The sequence below is a fragment of the Nocardia sp. CS682 genome, from assembly GCF_004634405.1.
GTDB classification, from domain to species: Bacteria; Actinomycetota; Actinomycetes; order Mycobacteriales; family Mycobacteriaceae; genus Nocardia; species Nocardia ninae.
Map to the genome: position 1 here is coordinate 7,573,363 of NZ_CP029710.1, position 22,373 is coordinate 7,595,735.

At 67.2% G+C, this 22,373-nt stretch carries 22 protein-coding genes; 12 read left to right on the top strand and 10 right to left on the bottom strand.

Annotated features, from left to right (window positions below; genetic code table 11):
• Together DMB37_RS34285 and DMB37_RS34290 are read right to left on the bottom strand one after the other, a co-directional pair.
• Positions 1-855 carry a tryptophan 2,3-dioxygenase gene (locus DMB37_RS34285; RefSeq protein WP_135236221.1) on the bottom strand — a complete coding sequence of 285 codons (855 nt, stop codon included), beginning with the start codon at positions 853-855 and terminating at the stop codon, positions 1-3.
• 114 nt (positions 856-969) lie between these two features.
• A complete protein-coding gene (locus tag DMB37_RS34290; protein ID WP_135236222.1) occupies positions 970-1,419 on the bottom strand; it encodes a nitroreductase family deazaflavin-dependent oxidoreductase in 450 nt (149 codons plus the stop codon).
• A gap of 187 nt (positions 1,420-1,606) precedes the next feature.
• Between DMB37_RS34290 and DMB37_RS34295 the strand changes: the two genes are divergently transcribed.
• A complete protein-coding gene (locus DMB37_RS34295) occupies positions 1,607-2,716 on the top strand; it encodes a TerD family protein (protein ID WP_135236223.1) in 1,110 nt (369 codons plus the stop codon).
• Between the two features lie 34 nt (positions 2,717-2,750).
• Here the strand turns inward: DMB37_RS34295 and DMB37_RS34300 are convergent, their stop codons facing one another.
• Positions 2,751-3,503, bottom strand: coding sequence for an SDR family NAD(P)-dependent oxidoreductase (locus DMB37_RS34300; RefSeq protein ID WP_135236224.1), 753 nt, complete (start codon positions 3,501-3,503; stop codon positions 2,751-2,753).
• 203 nt (positions 3,504-3,706) lie between these two features.
• Between DMB37_RS34300 and DMB37_RS34305 the strand changes: the two genes are divergently transcribed.
• The 3 genes from DMB37_RS34305 to DMB37_RS34315 all read left to right on the top strand — a co-directional run bounded on the left by DMB37_RS34305 (position 3,707) and on the right by DMB37_RS34315 (position 7,177).
• Positions 3,707-4,999, top strand: coding sequence for a helix-turn-helix domain-containing protein (locus DMB37_RS34305; RefSeq protein WP_135236225.1), 1,293 nt, complete (start codon positions 3,707-3,709; stop codon positions 4,997-4,999).
• A 65-nt stretch (positions 5,000-5,064) separates the two neighbouring features.
• Complete coding sequence (adh, locus tag DMB37_RS34310; RefSeq protein WP_135236226.1) at positions 5,065-6,588, top strand: aldehyde dehydrogenase; 1,524 nt, start codon at positions 5,065-5,067, stop codon at positions 6,586-6,588.
• A 37-nt stretch (positions 6,589-6,625) separates the two neighbouring features.
• Entirely contained in the window at positions 6,626-7,177 is a 552-nt protein-coding gene (locus DMB37_RS34315) for a DUF779 domain-containing protein (protein ID WP_135236227.1), read from the top strand.
• On the opposite strand, the gene DMB37_RS34320 is transcribed toward DMB37_RS34315, so the two are convergent.
• Together DMB37_RS34320 and DMB37_RS34325 are read right to left on the bottom strand one after the other, a co-directional pair.
• Positions 7,159-8,163, bottom strand: a complete 1,005-nt coding sequence (locus DMB37_RS34320; RefSeq protein WP_135236228.1) for a 1-aminocyclopropane-1-carboxylate deaminase — start codon at positions 8,161-8,163, stop codon at positions 7,159-7,161. The genes DMB37_RS34315 and DMB37_RS34320 overlap by 19 nt on opposite strands.
• Before the next feature lie 31 nt (positions 8,164-8,194).
• The gene (locus DMB37_RS34325) at positions 8,195-8,866 is read right to left on the bottom strand and encodes a GntR family transcriptional regulator (RefSeq protein WP_135236229.1); all 672 of its coding nucleotides are present in this window, start codon (positions 8,864-8,866) and stop codon (positions 8,195-8,197) included.
• 249 nt (positions 8,867-9,115) lie between these two features.
• Between DMB37_RS34325 and DMB37_RS34330 the strand changes: the two genes are divergently transcribed.
• The 6 genes from DMB37_RS34330 to DMB37_RS34355 all read left to right on the top strand — a co-directional run bounded on the left by DMB37_RS34330 (position 9,116) and on the right by DMB37_RS34355 (position 14,088).
• A complete protein-coding gene (locus DMB37_RS34330; RefSeq protein ID WP_370465434.1) occupies positions 9,116-10,660 on the top strand; it encodes a hypothetical protein in 1,545 nt (514 codons plus the stop codon).
• A complete protein-coding gene (locus tag DMB37_RS34335) occupies positions 10,657-11,085 on the top strand; it encodes a FixH family protein (RefSeq protein ID WP_135236231.1) in 429 nt (142 codons plus the stop codon). Before DMB37_RS34330 ends, DMB37_RS34335 begins: the two co-directional genes overlap by 4 nt.
• 58 nt (positions 11,086-11,143) lie before the next feature.
• Positions 11,144-12,292 carry a hypothetical protein gene (locus DMB37_RS34340; protein WP_206055071.1) on the top strand — a complete coding sequence of 383 codons (1,149 nt, stop codon included), beginning with the start codon at positions 11,144-11,146 and terminating at the stop codon, positions 12,290-12,292.
• Positions 12,289-12,834, top strand: a complete 546-nt coding sequence (locus DMB37_RS34345; RefSeq protein ID WP_135236232.1) for a hypothetical protein — start codon at positions 12,289-12,291, stop codon at positions 12,832-12,834. Before DMB37_RS34340 ends, DMB37_RS34345 begins: the two co-directional genes overlap by 4 nt.
• A 29-nt stretch (positions 12,835-12,863) precedes the next feature.
• A complete protein-coding gene (locus DMB37_RS34350; protein WP_135236233.1) occupies positions 12,864-13,625 on the top strand; it encodes a type 1 glutamine amidotransferase domain-containing protein in 762 nt (253 codons plus the stop codon).
• 70 nt (positions 13,626-13,695) lie between these two features.
• Positions 13,696-14,088: a VOC family protein gene (locus tag DMB37_RS34355; protein WP_135236234.1), complete on the top strand. Its 393-nt coding sequence runs from the start codon at positions 13,696-13,698 to the stop codon at positions 14,086-14,088.
• Positions 14,089-14,141: 53 nt separating this feature from the next.
• Here the strand turns inward: DMB37_RS34355 and DMB37_RS34360 are convergent, their stop codons facing one another.
• From DMB37_RS34360 to DMB37_RS34380, 5 genes are all read right to left on the bottom strand, one after another.
• Positions 14,142-14,735: a hypothetical protein gene (locus tag DMB37_RS34360; protein WP_135236235.1), complete on the bottom strand. Its 594-nt coding sequence runs from the start codon at positions 14,733-14,735 to the stop codon at positions 14,142-14,144.
• 350 nt (positions 14,736-15,085) lie between these two features.
• Positions 15,086-16,165 carry a hypothetical protein gene (locus DMB37_RS34365; protein ID WP_135236236.1) on the bottom strand — a complete coding sequence of 360 codons (1,080 nt, stop codon included), beginning with the start codon at positions 16,163-16,165 and terminating at the stop codon, positions 15,086-15,088.
• Positions 16,155-17,396 carry a sensor histidine kinase gene (locus tag DMB37_RS34370; RefSeq protein WP_135236237.1) on the bottom strand — a complete coding sequence of 414 codons (1,242 nt, stop codon included), beginning with the start codon at positions 17,394-17,396 and terminating at the stop codon, positions 16,155-16,157. The genes DMB37_RS34365 and DMB37_RS34370 overlap by 11 nt, the downstream gene beginning before the upstream one ends.
• Complete coding sequence (locus tag DMB37_RS34375; RefSeq protein ID WP_135236238.1) at positions 17,393-18,793, bottom strand: cytochrome P450; 1,401 nt, start codon at positions 18,791-18,793, stop codon at positions 17,393-17,395. The genes DMB37_RS34370 and DMB37_RS34375 overlap by 4 nt, the downstream gene beginning before the upstream one ends.
• A 162-nt stretch (positions 18,794-18,955) precedes the next feature.
• Positions 18,956-19,858, bottom strand: coding sequence for a LysR family transcriptional regulator (locus tag DMB37_RS34380; RefSeq protein ID WP_135236239.1), 903 nt, complete (start codon positions 19,856-19,858; stop codon positions 18,956-18,958).
• Positions 19,859-19,960: 102 nt separating this feature from the next.
• Here DMB37_RS34380 and DMB37_RS34385 point away from each other — a divergent pair, with 102 nt between their 5' ends.
• Entirely contained in the window at positions 19,961-21,190 is a 1,230-nt protein-coding gene (locus DMB37_RS34385; protein WP_135236240.1) for an aromatic acid/H+ symport family MFS transporter, read from the top strand.
• A complete protein-coding gene (locus DMB37_RS34390) occupies positions 21,187-22,362 on the top strand; it encodes a 4-hydroxybenzoate 3-monooxygenase (RefSeq protein WP_135236241.1) in 1,176 nt (391 codons plus the stop codon). Before DMB37_RS34385 ends, DMB37_RS34390 begins: the two co-directional genes overlap by 4 nt.
• Positions 22,363-22,373: the final 11 nt, after the last annotated feature.

Here is a 22,373-nt window from a genome sequence, read left to right on the forward strand (position 1 = left end):
TCAGCGTCCGATCTCCGTGCGTACAGCGAACAGTTCGGGGAAGAAGGTGAGGTCGAGCGCGCGCTGCAAGAAGCCGACCCCGCTGGATCCGCCCGTGCCGCGCTTCATGCCGATGGTGCGCAGCACCGTGCGCAGGTGCCGGAACCGCCACAGCTGGAAGTTCTCCTCGAGGTCGACCAGCTCCTCGAAGGTTTCGTAGACCGACCAATGTTGTTCCGGCGCTTCGTAGATGGACTTCACCAAAGGGAGCAGCTCGGGGTCGAGCACGTAGGCCTTCGCCACGTCCCGGTCCAGCGTGGAGCGCGGCACGTCGTGTCCGCTGCGCGCGGCGTGGCGCCAGAACGCGTCGTAGAGGCTCGGTTCGTACAGCAGCGTCTGTAATTCCTTGTGCGCGACCGGGTCTGCTTCGAAGACCTTCAGCATCGAGGCGTTCTTGTTGCCCAGAATGAACTCCACGGCTCGGTACTGGTACGACTGAAAGCCCGACGAATTGCCGAGAAAGTCGCGGAACTGGGCGTACTCGGTGGGCGTCAGGGTCGCGAGCACTGACCACTGCTCAGTGAGCGTTTTCTGGATATGTTTCACGCGCGCAATGCATTTCAGCGCGACGCCGATGTCGTCGGCATCGAAAGCCGCCCGCGCGGCGCGGGTTTCGTGCAGCACCAGTTTGAGCCACAGCTCGGTGGTCTGGTGCTGGATGATGAACAGCAGCTCGTCGTGGTGCTCGGGCTTGCTGACCGGATGCTGGGCGCTGAGCAAGGTGGTCAGGTCGAGGTAGCCGCCGTAGCTCAGGCGCGAGCTGAAGTCGGTCACGATGTCGTGTTCGAGTGCGCGGGTGTTGTGCTCGACGGTCATGCGAAATCCCCATCGGTCGGGTGTGGCCTTCCTCCACACTATGACACGATCGTGACGTTCGCTAGTTTTGTGTCACAACTGGGGAACGGGCTCGGCAGCTGGGGGCACCGAGGGCTAATGCGGTCCGGCGGTGCCGTCCGAACGCGGTACGAGCGCGAAGATCGGGATGGTGCGGTCGGTTCTGCTGCGGTAGTCCGCGAAACTGGGGTACATGGCGTCGAGGCCGGGCCATGCGGCGTCGCGCTCGGCAGGCGAGAGCTCGGTCGCGGTGACGGGGATGGCCTTGCTGTTGATCTGGACCTCCGCCTCGGGGTTCGCGCGCAGGTTCAGCACCCAGTCGGGATGGGTCGGGGTGCCGCGATGGGATCCGGCGATGAGGTAGCGGTCGCCTTCTTGCTGGTAGAGCAGCGGTGAGGTGCGGCGCTGGCCGGACTTGCGGCCGACGGTGGTGAGCAGCAGGATCGGCGCCTTGCCCAGCCGGCCGCCGAGCTTGCCGCCACTCACTCGATACAGAGATGCGTTGAGGCCCGCGAAGATTCGTTCCACCTGATGTGTTATCGACATAGCACAAGCCTAGGTGCGGCCGGGCCCACGAGCGGTGGATTTCGGATCCTCGAGATTCGATGTCATGACAATACTGGCGCGCAGCGCGGCAGCTGAAAATTATGGCATTTCGGCGGACTTTCTCTAGCGCCATAATCGACGCGCGCCGTTCCCGGCATTCCACGATTGTTTTTGTAGGGTGTGGTGAATGACCGTGCAACTGGCTCGGGGGCAGGTAAATGTGCTCGAGGCCGAGCACATTGTTGTTTCGGTGCGACACGGCGCGGCGGTCGATCTGTCGGCATTGCTGCTCACCGCGAACGGCATGGTTCGGACGGACGCGGATCTGGTCTTCTACAACCAGCCGCTGGGGGAGGGGGTGCGGCTGGTGCCCGGGGAAGGCGGCCAACCAGGCGCATTGGCGATAGATCTGCGCGTGGTGCCCCCGGGGATCGAGCATGTCCGCGTTGTCGTCGCGCTCGACGATCAGCAGGACAGCCTGGGCAACTATCCAGCGCCTGAACTGCGGATCGATGACACCGCGGGCAATCGGCTGTGCGAATACGTCATCGATGGACTTGGTGCGGAATCCACGGTTGTCGCCTTCGACCTGGATCGGGGCAACCTCTGGCGGCTGCGTCCCCTCGGGCACGGTTACCGCAGCGGTTTCGCCGCCCTGGTGTCCGCGCACGGCGTCGCGGTAGGCCGCACGCCGAAGCCGGTGCGGCCACTGCCCGATCCGGAAATGACAAGTGCGCTCGCCACCGCACAGGAATTGGCGCTGCGCAATCCGGGCGGCGCCGAATTGTCCCATGTGAAGATGGCATTGGGCTGGGACCCGGTACGTGAGCCGGGACGATTCGGTTTGCGGGAAGTCGATATCGATCTCGACGCCTCGGCATTGGTCTTTTCCGGCCGCGAACTCCTGGACGCCGCCTTTTACGGCCACCTGTCCTCGAAAGACGGATCGGTCCGACACCAGGGCGACAATCTCACCGGTGCCGGTAGAGGCGACAACGAGATGATCGACGTCGACCTCACCCGGCTTTCCCCCGAGGCCTCGACCGTCGTTTTCGTCGTAACCTCCTACGCCGGACACACATTCGAGCGAGTGCGCAACGCCTTCTGGCGCTTGGTCGACGGCACCACCGACATCGAACTCACCGGCGGCAGCCTGCGCGTCGGCGGCAAACACACCGGCATGGTGGTCGCGAAAGTCCAACGCGAAGCCGACGTCTGGAAATTCCGAGCGCTCGGCGCCCCTATCCAAGCCGGCCACCCGGTCGAGGCGGCCGAGCAGGTGGCCCCGTTCCTCTGAGCCGACGCACGAGTCACGGGGCAGGCCGGGCAGCTCAGTCGACGAGCGCGCCGCACGAAAGGTTGAGCACCGCGCCGGTCATCGCACCCGCGCCGTCGGAGGCGGCATACACCGCGGTCTCGGCGATCTCGGTCAGCCGGGGCAGTCGACCCAATCGGGTATCACGGACCAAGGACTGAATCGCCTCATCGGATTCGGACAACTCAGGCACGGTCTCTGGTGTGAAATTGGAACGGATGCACACCACGCGCACTCCGTAAGGCCCGACCTCGCCCGCCAGGCTGCGATTCAGTGCTTCGATGCCCGCGCAGGCGATATTGAATCCGCCCATCCGGTGCCGGGATTCACCGGCCGCCGTGGCGGACAGCAGCACGATGACGCCCGAGCCTTGCGCCGTCATCCGCCGCGCGGCCGCCGTCGTGGTGCTGAAATGCGATCGCGCCGAATCCATGATCGGCGCCAGGAAATCCGCCGGCTCCAGGTCGACCAGCGCGACGTCCTGAACAGCGTCCATCCCGACCGCGTTGAAGGAGATATCGAGCGTCCCACCCTCGTCGACGACGCGATCGGCATGCGCCTCGACCGCAGCTCGATCGAGCACGTCAACCGGAGTGACGGTCGCCCGCCCACCCTGCTCGATAATTTCCTCGGCCACCGCGTCGAGCGTCTGCTGCGTCCGCCCGGCCAAGAACACATGGGCCCCTTCTCGAGCGAACGCTCGCGCCACCGCCGCGCCCATATTGCCCGCCGCTCCGTACACCACTGCATTCTTCTTATCGAGTCGCATGCGAATACAGACGGTGCGGCGCTGCGAAAGTCATCGCACCGCTTGGTGAATCGGTGCCTCAGGTCACGCAGGATCTCGGACTTGCGCGCTCTGGCGCGACTTCGGTGAACCCGTTCGGCCGAACGGGTGGCTCGCACCGGATCGGTGGGTAGCGTCGAGCTGGGCCCGGCGGCGCATTGATCGGGGCGGATTTGCCGAGGAGGATGGAGTACGTGGCCGGCGGTGCGGATATTCGGGTGAATCCGTGGGTGGCGTTGCGTCCGGACGAGGACGCGGAGCAGGTGAGCACGGATGTGTCGGCGGCGCACGAGTCGTTCGTCGAGCGGGGTGAGACGCCGGGGTCGGTGCGCCAGGTGGTGGAGGCTTCCTGGGTGCGCAGCCGCGGCAACGGCATCGATCCGGACCGGCAGATCGGCCGGACCTCGCTGGCCGGAATCGAATTGGAGCGTTACCGGCGCACCCATCCGATGTCGTCGGTGCGCCCGGTCGTGCAGACCTTGCTGGTCGAGGACGCCAGGGACACCGGGCTGCTGATCGCGCTGAGCGACGCGCACGGCCGATTGCTGTGGGTGGAGGGCGATTCGGCGGCCAGAGACCGGGCGGCGGAGATGAACTTCGTCGACGGCGCGGACTGGAGCGAGGCCGCGGTCGGCACCAACGCGCCGGGAACGGCACTGGCCCTTGATCATTGCGTGCAGATCTTCGGTGCCGAGCACTACAGCAGAATGGTGCACCCGTGGAGCTGCGCCGCCGGACCGGTCCATGACCCGGCGACCGGCCGGATCCTCGGCGCGATCGACATCACCGGCGGCCCGCGTGTCGCTGCGCCGGAGGTACTTTCGCTGATCAGGGCGACCGTGGCCGTCGCGGAGTCGGAACTGCGGGCCCACCCGATCACGATCCGCACGACACCGCGGGTCGAACTGCTGGGCACCAACCCGGCGCTGCTGTTCGGCAACGAGCGAATCCCGTTGTCGCGCAGGCATTCGGAGATCCTGCTCCTGCTGATGGAACATCCCGAGGGCCTCGGCACCGAGCACATCGCGGTGCTGCTCGACGAGCGGGACCTCGACGCGGTCACTGTGCGCGCCGAGATCTCGCGCCTGCGCCGGATTCTCGGCGGCACCGCACTGGGCTCGCGCCCCTACCGGCTACTCACCGAGCTCGATTCGGACGTGGGCGAACTGCGGCGCAGCCTGCGCCGCGGCGACATCGGCGCGGCCGTCGCACGCTACCGCGGCCAACTGCTGCCCGCCTCGCGCGCGCCCGGCGTCGGCCGGGCGCGCGAAGCACTGCGAGCGCGGATGCGGGCCGCGGTGCTGACCTCCAGGGACCCGGCGATTCTCGGCTGGTGGATCTCGTCGGTCGACGGTCGCGAGGACCGTGGCGCGTGGTCGGCCTATCTCGCCTCGCTCGAACCGGATTCCTCGCTGTATGCCCAAGTCGCGGCGCAGCTCGCCATGCTGGATCGTGAGCTCGGCCGTTCCCAACGATGATGCAACGTTGGAACTCTAGTGTCGTGGATCACAGGGGGGACCGCCGTGAACGCTAGGAGTTTTCGATGACCGTATACGCCCGTCCTGGTTCGCCGGAGTCCCCGGTGAGCTTCCAGCCTCGCTACGACAACTGGATCGGCGGCCAGTGGGTTGCGCCGGTCAAGGGACAGTACTTCGAGAACCCCACCCCGATCACCGGTGAAACCTTCTGCGAGGTAGCACGTTCCACCGCGGAAGACATCGAGCTCGCGCTCGACGCCGCGCACGCCGCCGCCCCGGCCTGGGGCAAGACCTCGCCCGCCGAACGCGCGGTGATCCTGAACAAGATCGCGGATCGGATCGAGGAGCACCTCGACGCGATCGCCATCGCCGAGACCTGGGACAACGGCAAGCCGATCCGGGAGGCGCTGGCCGCCGACATCCCGCTCGCCGTCGACCACTTCCGCTACTTCGCCGGAGCCATTCGCGCCCAAGAAGGTTCGCTGTCGGAGATCGACAGCGAGACCGTCGCCTACCACTTCCACGAGCCGCTCGGCGTGGTCGGGCAGATCATTCCGTGGAACTTCCCGATCCTCATGGCGACCTGGAAGCTGGCGCCCGCGCTGGCCGCGGGCAACGCCGTGGTACTCAAGCCTGCCGAGCAGACCCCGGCCTCGATCCTGTTCCTGTGGGACATCATCGGCGATCTGCTGCCGCCCGGCGTGGTCAATATCGTGAACGGTTTCGGTTTCGAAGCGGGCAAGCCGCTCGCCTCGAGCAACCGGATCGCGAAGATCGCGTTCACCGGTGAGACGACCACTGGCAGGCTGATCATGCAGTACGCGTCGCAGAACCTGATCCCGGTGACCCTCGAACTGGGCGGCAAGAGCCCGAACATCTTCTTCTCCGACGTGCTGAGCGCCGACGACGACTTCCTGGACAAGGCCCTGGAAGGCTTTACGATGTTCGCGCTCAACCAGGGCGAGGTGTGCACGTGCCCGTCGCGCTCGCTGATCCAGGCCGACATCTTCGATCGCTTCCTCGACCTTGCCGCGCTGCGGACAAAGGCAGTGCGCCAAGGTGATCCGCTCGATACCGAGACGATGATCGGCGCGCAGGCGTCCAACGATCAGCTCGAGAAGGTGCTGTCCTACATCGAGATCGGCAAAGGCGAAGGCGCACAGCTGATTACCGGCGGTGAACGCGCGATGCTCGGCGGCGACCTGAACGGCGGCTACTACGTGCAGCCGACGATCTTCACCGGCCGCAACGCGATGCGGATCTTCCAGGAGGAGATCTTCGGCCCGGTGGTGTCGGTGACCTCGTTCACCGACTACGACGACGCCATCTCGATCGCCAACGACACCCTGTACGGCCTCGGCGCCGGCGTGTGGTCGCGGGACGGTGGCACCGCCTACCGTGCGGGCCGCGACATCCAGGCCGGGCGGGTGTGGACCAACACCTACCACCAGTACCCGGCGCACGCGGCGTTCGGCGGGTACAAGCAGTCCGGTATCGGCCGGGAGAACCACAAGATGATGCTCGACCACTACCAGCAGACCAAGAACCTGCTGGTCAGCTACGCGCCGAAAGCCATGGGATTCTTCTGATGTCGAGCAAGCGGGCAGCGCGGGAAAGGGCTCCACGGTGAGTGTCGCCCCGCCCCGTTTGGTCGCGACCGTGGGGGCGGCGGCGCTGTTGCGCCGCCTCCGCGATGTGCACGGCGCGCTGATGATGCACCAGTCCGGCGGCTGCTGCGACGGCTCGTCGCCGATGTGTTATCCGTTGGGGGAGTTCATCGTCGGTGATCGCGACGTACTGGTCGGCCTCCTCGATCTGCGGTTGGCGGTGGGGGAGGTGCCTGCGAACCTGCCCGCCGCCGACCTCGACGCGGTGCCGGTGTGGATCTCCGGCTCGCAGTTCCAGGCGTGGAAGCACACCCAGCTCGTCATCGACGTGGTGCCCGGCCGGGGCGGTGGCTTCAGCCTGGAGGCGCCGGAAGGCTGGCGATTCCTCAGCAGGGCACGGGCTTTCACGGCGGCGGAGAACGAAGCGCTCGACTCGGCGCCACCCCTCGTGGGTGCCGAGTATGCCGCCGGGGCCCGTCCGCCGGTTCCGGACGCCGCGCAGGTGGTGGCCGAAGCAGCGGACGCGTGTCCGGTGCCCGCGCCACCGTCCGGTCAGAAGACGCCGCTGTAGGCGTTGAGGGCGGGCTGGCCGCCGAGGTGGGCGTACAAGACGGTGGAACCCCTTGGGATTTCACCGTTTTGCACGAGGTCGAGGAGACCGGCCATCGACTTGCCCTCGTAGACCGGGTCGATGATCATGCCTTCGAGGCTGCCGGTGAGCCGGATGGCGTCCAGGGTGGATTGAACCGGGATGCCGTAGCGGTCACCGGCCCAGCCGTCCAGGACGGCGATCTCGTCGTCGCGGAGGTCGCGGCCGAGGCCGATGAGTTCGGCTGTGCTGCGGGCGATCTTGGCCACCTGTGCGTGCGTCTCGGCGAGTTCGGCCGAGCCGTCGATGCCGAGCACGCGACGGGGCCGGTCCTGACCGGCGAAGCCCGCGATCATGCCCGCCTGGGTGCTGCCGGTAACGCTGCACACCACGATCGTGTCGAAGAAGACGCCCAGTTCACGCTCTTGCCGCTGCACCTCGTAGGCCCAGTTGGCGAAGCCGAGGCCGCCCAGCGGATGGTCGGACGCGCCCGCCGGAATCGCATAAGGGGTGCCGCCCGCGGCCCGGACGTCGTCGAGGGCCTGGTGCCAGCTGTCCTTGAAACCGATTCCGAAACCCGCCCGGACCAGCCGCACGTCGGCACCCATGATGCGGGACAGCAGGATATTGCCGACTTTGTCGTTGACCGCGTCGGGCCAGTCGACCCAGCTCTCCTGCACCAGTACTGCCTTCAGGCCGGCTTTGGCGGCGACCGCGGCCACCTGCCGCGTGTGATTGGACTGCACGCCGCCGATGCTGACCAGGGTGTCGGCGCCTTTGCTCAGCGCGTCGTGCACCAGATACTCCAGCTTGCGAGTCTTGTTGCCGCCGAAGGCAAGACCGCTGTTGCAGTCCTCGCGTTTGGCCCATATCCGAGCGCCGCCGAGATGATCGCTGAGCCGGTCCAGCGGGTGGACCGGGCTCGGTCCGAACAGCAGGGGATAACGCTCGAAGGTGTCGAGAGACATCGATGGTTCCTAGGGGGTGCAGCCGGTGTGTTTATTGCGTTCCGGGAGTAAGGTTTTCGAGCAGGGGAACCAGCGTCTGCCAGTTCGCCCTCGTGCCTGCCACCGCGCCTTCGACATCGCCTGCCTCGCACAGCGCGATGATGCGGTCGTGCTGGGCCACGGAACTGCGGCCGCTCAGTGAGGAGAACCGCAGGCGCTCCACCCGGCGCAGTACCGGGGTGAACTGTTCGAGGACGCTGCGGATGGCGTCGTTGGCGCTCGCGGTGACCGGGATGCGATGGAAGTCGTCGTCGGCGGTGATCGCGGCGTCGACATCGTTGCGGCGCAGGGCTTCCGCGAAGCGCGCGTTGGCTGCGCGCATGGCCGCCAGTTCGTCGGTGGACAGGTTGGGCAGGGCCTCGCGGACGGCGAGTTCGTGCATGGCGGTGGTCACGGACTGGGCGGCGCGGACCGCACGGACGTCGAGCGGGCTGACGATGGTGTAGCGGCCGGGCTTGGTCTGCACCAATCCTGCCTGCTCCAGGCGCATCAGCGCCTCCCGCACCGGTGTGCGGCTGACGCCGAGCCATTTCACCAGGTCGTTGTCGTTGAGGCGCTCGCCGGGCGCGAGGGTGCCGTCGACGATCGCGTCCCGGATCGCGCGGTAGGCGTTCTCGCGAAGCAATGACCTGGCGACGAGACCTTCGCTGTGCGGAACCGGCATGCAATATATTGCATTCTACCGAGGTTGGGTTGTCAAGAGCGCCAGTCGAATTGCGCGGCGGGTAGCGGGGGCATTCTCCGGGACTTCCCCTATGACGGCATCAACCCGATGGGGGAGGCGGGATCCCCTCAGGAGGTGATGATCTCGCCGGTTCGCGGCCATAGCATGGCGCGAGTGACTGTCGCCCGTGCCGTTCGCTGTCGCGCTCTGCTCGTCGCGGGGTTGCTGGCCCTGCTCGTGTCGGCTGGAATGGCGCCCGCGTCCGCTGATTCCGCGTCCGCGGGTGGGGATATCTCGGTCGCGCAGTCGCTGGGCGAACGGGAGCTCACGGTCGTGCTGCGCCGGGTGACGAGCGTGCCGGGGCCGCTGCGGGTGGATGTCGTCACGCACGCCGGCACGGCCGCGGGGCAGCTGACGGTCGCGGCGACGCCGATGGGATCTGTGCCGGACCTGCCTGCTCCCGGCGCTCCCACTGCGGAAGCGGTGGTCGAACTCGGCGGCACGCCGGGGATGTATTCCGCGACCTTGGACATGGATCGGCCTGGCCCTTGGGAACTCGCGATCGGTGACGGTGTGCGGGTGGCGCGGATTCCGTTCGTCGTGCCAGCACAGGTCACTTCGCCGCCGGAGCGGCTGGTGTACGGCGGGTTTCTGGTAGCCGGTGTGCTGCTTCCGGTCTCGGTGCTGGTCGCGATGCGGGCGCGGCGCACTGCGTGGGCGTTGCTGCCTGCCGGTGGAATGGTGGCCGGGGTCGCCGTCTCGGTGACGGCCGCCCTGCTGTCGGTATCGCTGCCGTTGCCGCCGCAGCCAGGCAGTCAGCTCGACCCCACCGTGGACAACGTCACCGATCCGTATTCGCTGGGCCAGCCGATGCTTTCGGACTTCTCCCGGCCGCCCGTGCTGCTCACGGTGGAAGGTTCGGCGGTAGCCGGGCGGGGGAGCGATTTCGATCTGGTCCTGATCGATGCGGCCACCGGAGCGGTGGCGGACGACCTCGTCGTGCACGACAGCGCGTTCGTGCATCTGCTGGTGGTCGGCCCGAATGGTGGACTCTCGCACCTACATCCGATCCGGACCGGTCCCGGTCGCTATCAGGTTCATCTGAACGCGTCCGAGCCTGGCCGCTATGCGTTGTCTGCGGAGTTGGCTCGTCGTGGCGGGGGCGTCCAAATGGCCCGTGCGGCAACGGGAGTCGAGGTAGTGCCGAGTGACATTGTGCCCCGGCCGCCCAGCACTCCGTTGCGTCTCGGCGGGTCGGACAGGTCCGCGTCGATGGTTCTCGATGGCAATGCCATTACCGTCCGGACAACCGAGGCGGTGGCCGGGAAACCCACGACCATCACCGCCGAAGTCGGCGACACTTCCGATCTGCAACCATGGCTCGGCATGGTCGGACATCTGGTCATGGCGGGTCCGGTGCCGGACCGCAGCGTGGATATCGCTGCGGCCGTGCAGAATTCGTCCGTCTGGGGGCATGCCCACTCGATGGGTCCGATGTCGATGCGGGATATGCCGGAGATGAGCAGGGGGCACGACATGCCAGGGATGAACGGTGCGCACGACATGTCGGGGATGCACGACACGCCCGAAGCGGGCCGCGGAGTGATGCTCATGCCGCCCGTCAACGGCGAGAGTCCGCCGGACGAAACGGTCGCCGCGTTCGGCCCTGACGTGCCGTTCACCTTCACGTTCCCGGTCGCGGGCCGGTACCGGCTCTGGATCCAGGTCGAGCGGAACTACACCGTGCTCACCATTCCTGTGGTCCTCGATGTCGCGGCGGGGGCGCATCGATGAGCGCGTCGTCCACAGGTCGTCCCTCGCTTCGTATCGTCGCGGCGGTAGCCGCCGTGGTCGTCATAGCCGCCATCGGATGGCTGGTGTGGCCCGGCTCGCCCGATCCGGTCGTGCTGAAGGCCGGTACGCCGCAACACCTCGTCACCGTCACCATCGACAGCCTTCGTATCGGCGACACCACCGTGGACGTCGCCGTCACCGATCGCACCGGGGCGGCGATAGACCATGCGGCGGTCCAGGTGCAAGCGATACAGCCGCTGATGGGCCACGCCGGAGCCCCGGTTGCGGCCGCCGCCACCGGGTCCGGGCATTTCCGTGCCGCATCGGTGTCGCTGATGATGACCGGCCCATGGGAACTGCGCTTGTACATCGACGCGCACCACGGCATCGACCAAGTCACCTTGCCCCTGTGGGTCGGCGGCTGAGCCGAAAGACGCACGCATCAGCACGAATCGCAAGACCACCGAGGAGGGACCGCTCGTCATGGAAATCTCAGCACCGTCCGACACGATCGAAGACGGGAGCACGCCCACCGCGCACACCGCCACGTCCGACAACAGCACGGCGGCCCGCGCCGGCGCATGGGGCGTGCTGCTCGGCACCGCCGTCACGTTGATCGGCCTGAGCTGGGACATCCAGTGGCACAACGACGTCGGCCCCGACACCTTCTTCACGCTGCCGCACCTGTTCCTCTATTCCGGCAGCGCCATCTCCGGATTCGCCAGCCTCGCCATGGTTGTCCTCGCCACCGCCGCCCAACGTGCCGGACGGCCGGTGCCCGCCCTGGGCGGCACGCCCATCCGGGTATTCGGCAGTAACCTCACGGCCCCGCTCGGCTATATGGTTGCCGGGGCGGGCGCCGCGTTGTTCCTGCTCTATGGTCTGCTCGACATGCAGTGGCATGCGATCTACGGCTTCGACGCGGTGCTGAACACGCCGTCGCACGTGGCGCTGTTCTTGTCGATCACGCTCACCATGATCGGCAGCATCATGGTCTTCGCGGCCCACCGCGACCACCGCTGGGGTCAGGTCGGCATCGTGCTGGCAATCCCGATCATGATCACCTTCGCGCCCATCCTCACCCAGGCGCTGGACAATCTGGAACTGCCCGTCGACTCGACCATTCTCGGTGTCCTGCTGTTCGGGCCGATGCTGCTCGTCCTCGGCGCCGCGGCGCTGGCCCGGCCCGGCGCCGCCATCGCCATCGCGGCCGCCCTCGGCGCGATCCAGGCGACGCTGTGGTGGTTCTCGCCGTGGGCCGCGCAGGTCTATGCCTCGTCGATCGGGCTGCCACTGCGCGACGGTCTCGGTTCCCGGCCGCCGTCCCTGCCCGCCATCATGCCGATGTTCCTGATCGTCGCGGCCCTCGCCGTGGAGGGCCTGTTCTGGCTGGCGCGCACCCGTGGCTACGACCCGAACAAGATCGTGCTGGCAGCTGGTCTGGTAACCGGGCTCGTGGTCGGCGTGACGTTCCCGCTGCAGTTGCAGTTCACGCATTTCTTCGCCCGCCTCGCCCTCAACGACGTCGTGCTGTCCACGGTCGTCGCGATACCGCTCGGCCTGCTCGCCGGTTTCCTCGCCGGCCGCTTCGTCCGGATGCTGCCCGCGCCCGTCACGGCGGTCGCCCGATGATCGCGCTGCGCAGACTCGCCCTCACCGTTCTCGCCGCGATCACCCTGTCGTTGGTCGCGATCGCCCCCGCCTCCGCATACGCCCCCGTCGACATCGTGCACACCGAACGAGTCCAGGTCGGCCCCTACGCCATGACCGTCGGCTTCTCCACCTGGCCCATCCGCGCGATGAGGTCGCTCGACTTCACCTTCATGCCCGAAGGCGGTATCGCCGACAAGACCGGCGCGTTCCGGATGGCAGGCCCCGCGTTCAAGTCCTGGAAACGCAACGCCCCCTTCGTCCGCCACCCGCGCAAACGTGATTCCTGGGGCCTGGACATCATGGCCATCGACGACCCCGGCGACTACCGCATCACCTTCCTGCTCGACGGACCCCTCGGCCACGGGGAAGGGACCCTCGACGGCATCCACGTCCTCGACCAACCCGGCCCACCCCTGCCGCTCAGCTGGACCATCGCCACCCTGCCCCTGCTCGGCCTCATCGCTTTCCTCGCGGTCGCCTGGCGCCGCACCCGACCGGGCCGTCAGCCATTGAACCTCTAAACGGGCAAATACACCGCTACCATTTGTAGATGATCCTGTTTCTCCTGCCCGCCCGCGACTACGACCCCACCGAATCCGCGGTGCCGTGGGCGGCCCTGCGAGACGCAGGCGTGCCCGTCCGCTTCGCCACTCCCGAAGGTCGAGTCGCCCTCGCCGACGATCGCCTCGTCGAACAGGGCTTCTCGATCCTGTCTCCACTCCTGATGACGCGCGCCGACGCGCTCCACGACTACGACCGGATGCGCGAAGACCCCGACTTCCAAGCACCCCTCGCCTATACCGACGTCATCGATGACGAAATCTCCGGCGTCGTCGTTCCCGGCGGCCACGCACCCGGCATGAAATCGATGCTCGAATCCACCACCGCCCAAGGTATTTTCGGCCGCGCCCTACTCGCCGACAAACCCGTAGCCGCCGTCTGCCACGGCGTACTGCTGGCCGCCCGCGCCACCGACCCCGAAACCGGCCGCTCCGTGCTCTACGACCGTCGAACCACCGCTGTCACAGCAACTTTAGAACTCTCCGCCTGGAACCTGACTCGCCTGCGCCTCGGCAACTACTACCGCACCTACCCCCGAACCGTCCAAGCGGAAGTCACTGCCGCCCTACGCGATCCGCGCCAATTCGAACCCGGGCCGCTGCTCCCGCGCCGCGACACCGCAGCGCACCCGAACCGCGGCTTCACCGTCCACGACCGCAACTACATCTCCGCCCGCTGGCCCGGCGACTGCCACCGCCTCGCCGCCGAATACCGAGAACTGGTGCTGGAGAACCGAAACGCCACCCCCTGAGCGCTCGTGCGGCGGCCCTGAACAGCGAGGGCTAGGCCCCGCCCAACAGCCACACTACGCTCGATTCATCATGCAGGAACTGCTCGGAATCAACCACCTGACCCTCTCCACCGCCAACCTCGACCAGCTCGTGAGCTACTACGAGATGCTCGGAGCCAGACGCGCCTTCGAACGCCCCGCCACCCCCGACGATCCACGCATCGCGGTCATCGATGTCGGCGCAGCGGACCACCTGATGCTCGTTGAAACCCCCACCCCCGCAATCCCAGATGTCGACCCCCTGGGCCGAGCAGGATGGGGACTGCGGGTAGGAACACACGACCAGCTGTGCGAAGTCCGCCAACGAATCCTGACCGCCGGTTGGCCCGTCGGAGAGATCGAGACCCTACCCACCCAATGGACCATGACGGCGCGCGATCCCGACGGACGACCCGTCGATATCCGAGCCCACCGCCCCCGCTGACGTAGCCATCAACCGCGGGTCTGCTGTGCAGGTACGAAAAGCGCTGGGGCGCATCACGGCATCTCTTTCTTGCACTCGAGCAGTGTCGCGCTGGTACCCCGAACTCGGAACACAACGCTGTAGACCGCACCGTCCAAACCAGATGCCGTCAGCGAATAGGTCTGGTCCGACTTGTTCTGACCCACCGCTCGGGGCGTCAGCTCGTCGTACTCGACCCCGTACTCGCCCACGATCAGCCACCGCCCCCGGCTCTCGGTCTCCTCATCGGAGAGCGTCGCGACCCTGCCGTACCGCACGTCGTGCCCCCGCGCCTTCAGCTGGTCGTACAGCTTCTGCCAACCCTGTTCGAGCAGCAACGTAGCTCCGGCGCCGCCCACGGCGATCAAACCGTCGCGTCCGAAGGTCGCGGCCGTCTCGAGGAGAAATTGGACCGTCTGAGAATCCGCACCCCAGCTGAAATGCCTACGCGTCTGCGTCAAGTCGTAGGGGTAGCGCTGAAAATTCCTGGCCGACTCTTCGTCGTAATCGAGATGCAAAGACTCGATCTGCTCGCCGAGCCAGTCGACGTCGATCGGCCCATTCGGGACGATCACCATCTCGAATTCTTCGACCGCAGGCTGACTCGGATACTCCACTCTCCGGTGCACGATCCGAACCTGTTGCACCCACAAACCAGTTCCAGGCGCCCCATCGCCGACAGACCCGTCATGTGTATCAGCAGCCATCAGTCGGCACCCCTCACCTGCCTCGAAACCAGGATTCCGCTGGATGTTACCGGGCAGCGCCGCGGACTCGAGCCAAGCAGATCGGAAACTACCTGTCGAGGCGGTTGAACCCGTTGTTGGTCGTCCGATCACGTGGAACTGGTGCTGGCATCAGTCGACAAGCCGCCATCGCCAGTTCCCCGTGATCGTTTGTCCAGTAGTACATTTCGGTGTTGCGCACACACAAGGCCGCGCCGGGCGTCGCGCGGTCGCCCCTGGGTCCGCTCTGCGGGTCAGGGGGACTTGCGGGGTGGGGGTGGGTCGCTGGATTCGTCTGAGCGGACTGCTCGGTCGAGGGTGACGGTTACTGTTCCGGCGCTGTCGATTTCGGTGCGGCGGTTGCCGCATTTCTCGTCTACCAGGACGGTGGCCAGGTTGTGGCGACCCGGGGGGAGTACGCGGACGGTTACTTGTCCGTGGGTGGTGTTGTCGAGTTCGCGGGTGGCTACTTCGCGGACTCGGGTGCTGAGGGCGGCGGGGGCGGATTCGAGTCCGCCGTCGTCGAGGAGCATGACCTCGACACCGCGGGCGCGGGCGGCGCGGGCGGCAGCGAGGAGTTCGGGGGTGGAGAGGGTGGGGGCGCGGAGTTCGTCGCGGAGTTCGGCCTCCAGCAGGCGGCATTCTTCGCGCTCGTCGGGCTGGAAGGGGACGGCGGCCGCGATGCGTTCGAGCATGGGGCGGGCGCGGCGGTCCAGACGATCGAGTTGGCGTTTGCGTTCGGCGTTCTGGGCGTCGAGCCTGGCTTGTTTGGCGGCGCGGGCGGTGGACTCGATTTCGAGTTCGTGCAGGGAACGCAGGGTGGGGCGCATGATAGCGGCGAACGCGGCGGCGATGGCGACGTTGACGAGTGGCACGATCGCCTGCACGTAGACGGTCGGGTCGCCGTCCGAAGCGAGCACGACGGCGAGCCAGGTGGCCGCGGTTCCCGTCCAGGCCAGGATGTTTCGGCCGCGCAGGACGAGCATGGCGAGCGCGCTGCCGCCGGTGTAAGCGGTCCAGACGCTGGTGTTGGCGTTGAGTTCGGCGGTCACCTGGTCGCTGGCGATCAGGGTGGCGACGGCGCCGGCGGAGGCCACGAAAACGGCCGCGTAGGTGTGGATCGGTTTCCCGGTGTCGAGCACGACGACGACGGTGGCGGCGACAATGACGATCGCGGCGGCGACCAGGGTCACCGAGATGGGCAGATCGGCTCGGCGGACCGAGCGGATCATCACGGCGGCGTCGGTGGCCAGCACCACGGCGATGATGGTCACCATGGTGGAGCGGTGCGCGCTGAGCAGTCTGCTCAGGTCGCCGCTGCTGTCAGGTGTCATCGGGGTCATTCCACTCCAGGATGATCCGCGTGCCTGCACCGGGCTGCGACTCGATGATGGCGCGGCCGCCCGCTTCGCGCATCCGCTGCACGATGCTCACGGTGAGCCCGAGCCGATTGGCCGCGACGAGCGCCGGGTCGAATCCGGCGCCGTCGTCGCCGACGACGACGGTGAGTCCGGACGCGCGCGCCTCGATCCTCAATTGTCTTGCGACAGTTCGCCCGGGCACGTCGGCGTGCCGCACGCTGTTACGAACCGCTTCGGCGGCGGCCTGGGCGAGCGCGGTGACGGTGGCTGAGTCGATGCGCAGATCGGCCGAGTTGCAGTCGTGCCGAACCTGCACGCGCAGTTCGGCACCGGTGGCGCCGACCGCTTCGCGCGTGATCGTGTCGATCGCCTCCAGATCGGTGCACAGGTCGCTGACGCGCCCGATGGCGGCGAATTGACCGAGGGCTTGATTGGCTTGCCGCGCAAGCATGCTGGGGCAACCACCACGGGAGGTGTCGAGCAGCGTGGCGAGCACCTTGTCGTGGATCACGCCGGCGAAGCGGGCTCGCTCGCTGGCGCGTGCCTCGTCTGCCGCCGCGCGTGAGGCCTGATGGTGCGCGCGCGCCCGTTCCTGGTCGAGCAGCCGGGCCGCGCGGCGCGCCATCTCCGTGATGTAGACGAAGGTGACTGTGATCCCGAGGATCCGCATCGAGGTGAGCCCGAACTCGGTCCAGCTGAGGTCGCCGGTGGCCTGTCCGGTGGACGACGCGGCGAGCGTGCCGACGCCGACGACGTAGATCGAGACCACCGGCGCCCGCCAGGCCAGCGTGGCGGCGACCCCGCCGAGCGGGACCAGTCGATAGATCCAGGCCACGTCGTCGGTGATCTGTCCTGGCGCAACGGCGAAGCCGGACAACGCGACGGCCACGGCGAAAACCGTTGCGTGCGTTGCCGCGAGGGCTCGCACGGCAGTCAGCGGGGCGCGCAGTGCGAGCCCCGCCATCAGCAGCGCGGTGCCGTACACGCCACACATGGCCAGCACGGTCCACCAGGTCGGGAAGTGCCGCGACTGCCTGGCGATCTCGGCGGCGTCACCAACACCGAAGATCCAGACACCGACGCCGAGCGCGAAGGCGAGGATGCGTTCGATCTGCTCGGTCGCGGCCCGGGTGGACGAGGACCGCCGACAGAATCGACGCGACACCGCCCCCGCGACGCGGTCGGACAAGGACGGCGAAGTCATCGAGATTCGCCGACCTCGATCCCGGACAGCTCGCGGGTCGATACCCGGCGTCTCGGCGTGTAGACCGCTCGGGCCTCGCGCTTCGGGCGCAGGTTGATCGTCAGCTTCATCCCGACCTCGCCGTCGATCCGTTGCAGCGTGCCGCCGCTGAGCAGCAGCGCGGTGAAGATCTGCCCCTCGAGCAACGCGAGGGCCGAACCGATGCAGACGTGTTCGCCCGCCCCGAAAGGCAAGTAGGACAGTCGTTCCCACGGTCGCGCCGATTCCTGGGCGAACCGATCGGGGTCGAAAGCCAACGGATCGGGGTACTGCCGCGCCGAACGGTGCATCACGTAGGGGGCGACGAACACGATCGTGCCCTCGGCAATCGCGTAGTCACCGATCCGCGTGTCCTGCGCGGCCTCGCGCAGGAACGCGGGCGACGGCGGATACAGCCGCATCGATTCCTTGAACACCTGCAAACAGTAAGGGAGCTGTTGCAGATCCTCAGCGGTGGGCATCGCCCCGCCGAGTACGCGGTCGGCTTCGTCGGTGGCCCGCCGGGCGATGCCGGGATGCCGAGACAGCGCGTACGCGGTCCAGAACATCGCGTCGGCGCTGGTCTCGTGCGCCGCCGCCCACAGGTTGATCACCTCGTCGACCAGCCGATCCTCGCTCATCGGCGCGCCGTCGCGGTCACGCTGGGCGAGCAGCGCGGTCACGATGTCGTCGTGCCGCTCCGGATGCCTGCGGCGCGCGTCGATCACTCGCGCGGCCCAGTCGCGAACCAAGGCGAGATCGGAGATGAAGTCGCGATTGCGTTTCGTCGGAATGTTCAACGGCGCGACGATCGGCCGCGACATCGCCCGCATCTCCCAGTCGAAGATCCTGGTCGCCGCGTCGACGACGTCCGCGTGATCGTCGAGCGGCTCATCGATCAGCAACCCGGCGACGACATCGTGCATCATCGCCTGCACCGCGGCGAGCAGGTCGACTTCGCCCACCGCCTGCCATCGCCGCAGATGCGCCTGCATGCGGGCCGCCATCACGTCGACGTATTTCGGCACCCGCCGCGCCGTGAACAGCGGCGCGACCATGGCCCGCTGCGTGCGATGTACCTCGCCCTCGGAGATGATCAACCCCTCCCGCAGCGCGGGCCACAGCGTGCCGGTCACCGCCCTGGCCCGCCGGAATTCCTGGGCCCGCGACACCAGGACCTCGTGGATCTCCTCCGGCCCGGTGACCAGCACCGCAGGAAACATCCCGATCCGAAACCCGGCTACCGGTCCCTGCTGGTCGGCGAGCCGACCCATCACGGCCAGCGGATCACGGAACCAGCGCAGGGTCGTCCCCAACCCGAGCACCCCGCTGCGCCCATGATCCAATTGCTCGAATTTTCCCGCCCGATCATCGTTCACTGACGATTCCTCCCATGGTCGTCATCGAAGTCAGAGCGATTCGTCAGCCCCGCCGCCCCCGTATTCAATTATGGGACGTCTGACGAGCAGTCTGCCTGTCCGGGGATCGTATGTGCCGCGCGGCGGGTAGTCATGCCCGCAGAAGTGGGGTCGGCGGCGCGGTCAGGGCAGATCTTGCAGCGCTGCTCGGATCACCTCGAGAAACCACGCCTGGGCGGGACTGCGGCCGGGCGTCCGGCGGGTGTAGGCGGCGATCTCGGCGGGTTCGATGGCCCACGGCAACGCGAAGGTCCGCACGCGATGGGTCCTGGCCAAGGCGCGAGCGACACGTTGCGGCACGATCGCGACCAGGTCGGTGTCCTGCACGGCATACGGCAAAGTGGCGAAACGGGTGACGCGGACGGCGATTCGGCCTTCCAGTCCATAGGTACGCAACGCTTGCCGGGGCGCGGGATGACCCGTGGTTCCGTCGACGACGATGTGCCGTTCGCCGCGCAGCTCGTGCTCGGTCGCCGAATCACCGCGCAGGCGTGGATGATCGACCGCGACCATGCCCGCATACCCCTCGGTGAACAGCGGAACCCGGTGCAGCCGAACCGAATCCAGCACCGGGCTGGCCACGATCGCATCGACCCGGCCGCGGGTGAGTTCGTCGGTGGCGGTGTCGATGTCGAACGCGTGCACCTGCAGGGTCGCGGCGGGTGCGCGGGCCGCGAGTTCCGCCAGTACCAGCGGCAGCGTGTTGACCTCGCCGAGATCGGAGAGGCCGAGCGAGAAACTGACCGGTCCCGACGCATCGAATTGTGTTGCGGCGCCGAGGGTCACATCGAGCTGCTCGATGGCGGTCCGCAGCGGCGGATAGAGCCGCTCGGCCTCCGAACTCGGCACCAGACCACCGGGACCGCGCACGAACAACTCGTCGCCGAGCCGCCTGCGCAGCTTGCCCAACCCGTAGCTGACGGTGGGCTGGGTGACGCCGAGGACGTCGGCCGCCGCCGTCACGCTGCGCGTCTCGTAGAGCAGCACGAAGGTCCGGATGAGGTTCAGATCGAACTCGGCCGCCATAGATCTCCTCTATGCAGATGCGAAAAAACATCTATTGGATTTCTGATGTGGCCGATCGTAGCGTGATGGCAGTCACAACTGCACACCAGAAACGAAGTCACCATGAAGAAGTTGTTCTCCTGGCCGGCGGTGCTCTGCTGGCTGATCGTGCTGCTGGAGGGCTACGACCTAGTCGTGCTCGGCGCCGTCATTCCCACCCTCATCGACCAGCACCACGTCGGATTCACCGCGGCCAGTGCGACTTTCGCCGCGACCATCTCGCTGGTTGGCGTGGCCATCGGCGCGACGGCCTCCGGACCGATTGCCGATCGCTACGGCCGCCGCCGCATGCTGATCAGCTCGATCGCGGTGTTCTCCCTGTTCACCGCTGTTATTCCGCTGGCCGGATCGGTCAGTGTCTTCGCCGCGTTCCGGCTGATCGCCGGCGTGGGGCTCGGCGCATGCCTGCCTACCGCACTGACCTTCATGGCCGAACACATGCCGCCTGCGCGCCGCGCCTTCGCCAGCACGATCACCATGACCGGTTACCACACCGGGGCGGTGCTCACCGCACTGCTCGCGCTGCGGGTCATCCCGCATTGGCAGCCGCTGTTCTACGGCGGTGGCCTGGCCGGTTTCGTGCTGCTGCCGGTGATCTGGGCGAAATTGCCGGAGTCCGCGGCGTTCCTCGCGGCCAAGGACGCGCCGACCCGGGTACGGCCCGCGGTGTTGCTGAAGCCGTTGTATCTGCGTGCGACGCTGGGGGTTTGGGTCGGATCGTTCATGGGGCTGCTGCTCGTTTACGGGTTGAACACTTGGCTGCCGAAGTTGATGCGTGATGCCGGGTACAACATGTCGACCTCGTTGACGGTGCTGTTGATGTTGAACATCGGCGCGGTGATCGGCCTGCTCACCGCAGGAACGCTCGCTGATCGGCGTGGCATCAAACCGACGGTGCTGGTGTGGTTCGGTGCGGCGGCGGTTTTCCTCGCGCTGCTCAGTATCAAGATTTCCAGCACGGTGCTGCTCAACGCACTGGTGCTGGTCACCGGAGTCTTCGTCTTCTCGGCGCAGGTACTCATCTACGCCTACGTAACTCAGGCGTACCCCGCCGAGATCAGAGCCACGGCAATGGGATTCGCCGCAGGCGTTGGCCGCCTCGGCGCGATCTTCGGACCGACCATCACCGGCTGGCTCATCGTCCTCGGTTCCGCGAACCCCTGGGGCTTCTACCTTTTCGCGGCGGTCGCGGGGATCGGCCTGCTCGCCATGGCCGCCGTGCCGCGCACCACCGTCGATGGACTCGTGCCGGAGCCGGTCCCGTTGATCGACGAAGGAGCTCGCCCGGCATGAGGACCACCCGCACCCAGGTAGCGATCGTCGGTGCCGGCCCGGCAGGCCTGCTGCTCTCGCATCTGCTGCACCGCGCGGGCATCGAGTCCATCGTCGTCGATATCCGCACCTACGAGCAGATCGCAGGCACGATCCGGGCGGGCATTCTCGAGGCGGGTTCTGTTCGGCTGCTGGTGGATTCGGGAGTGTCCGATCGAGTGGTCACCGAGGGCCACCGGCACGACGGTGTGGTGTTGCGTTTCGACGGGGAGAACCACCGGATCGACTTCCAGGAGCTGATCGGTGAATCCGTCTGGCTGTACCCGCAAACCGAGGTGTTCCTGGATCTGGCCAGGCGGCGCGCGGTCGACGGGGGAGACGTGCGCTACGGCGTGGCAGATACCGCCGTCGACGTCACCGGCGAACGCCCGACGGTGACGTGCACCGAACCGGACGGCAGCCGCGTGCGCATCGAGGCCGACCTGCTCGTCGGTGCGGACGGCTCCCGATCGATGTGCCGCCACGCCTTCCCGCCCGGCGCACGCGGCGAGTGGTTCCGCGAATATCCCTTCGCCTGGTTCGGCTTCCTGACCGAGGCGCCGCCCTCGCACCAAGAATTGATCTACACCCGTTCGGAGTTCGGCTTTGCGCTGATCAGCCAGCGCACACCGACGATGCAGCGCATGTACTTCCAGTGCGCGCCCGACGAGCGCCCGCAGGACTGGGAAGACGACCAGATCTGGACCGAGATGCGCCGCCGCGTCAACGGCAATGGTTTCGCCCTTCGGGAAGGCCCGATCAGCGCGAAGATGGTGCTGCCGTTCCGCTCCTTCGTTACCGCGCCGCTGCGCCACGACCGGCTGCTGCTGGCCGGCGACGCCGCACACACCGTGCCGCCGACCGGCGCGAAAGGGCTGAACCTGGCGCTCGCCGACGTGGCCGTGCTGGCCGAGGTGATCGGCGACTTCTACCGTACCGGTGACGCCGACGTACTCGACCGGTACACCGAGCGCGCCGTACGGCGGGTATGGCGGGCACAGCACTTCTCGTACTGGGCGACCACGATGCTGCACGCGGTCGGCGGCGCGTCCCCCTTCGATATCGAGCGACAGCGCGGTGAGCTGTCGCTGATCGCCGAGTCCCGTTATGGCGCAGCATATTTCGCCGAGGCTTACACCGGCTGGCAGCAGTAGAAACAGACCCG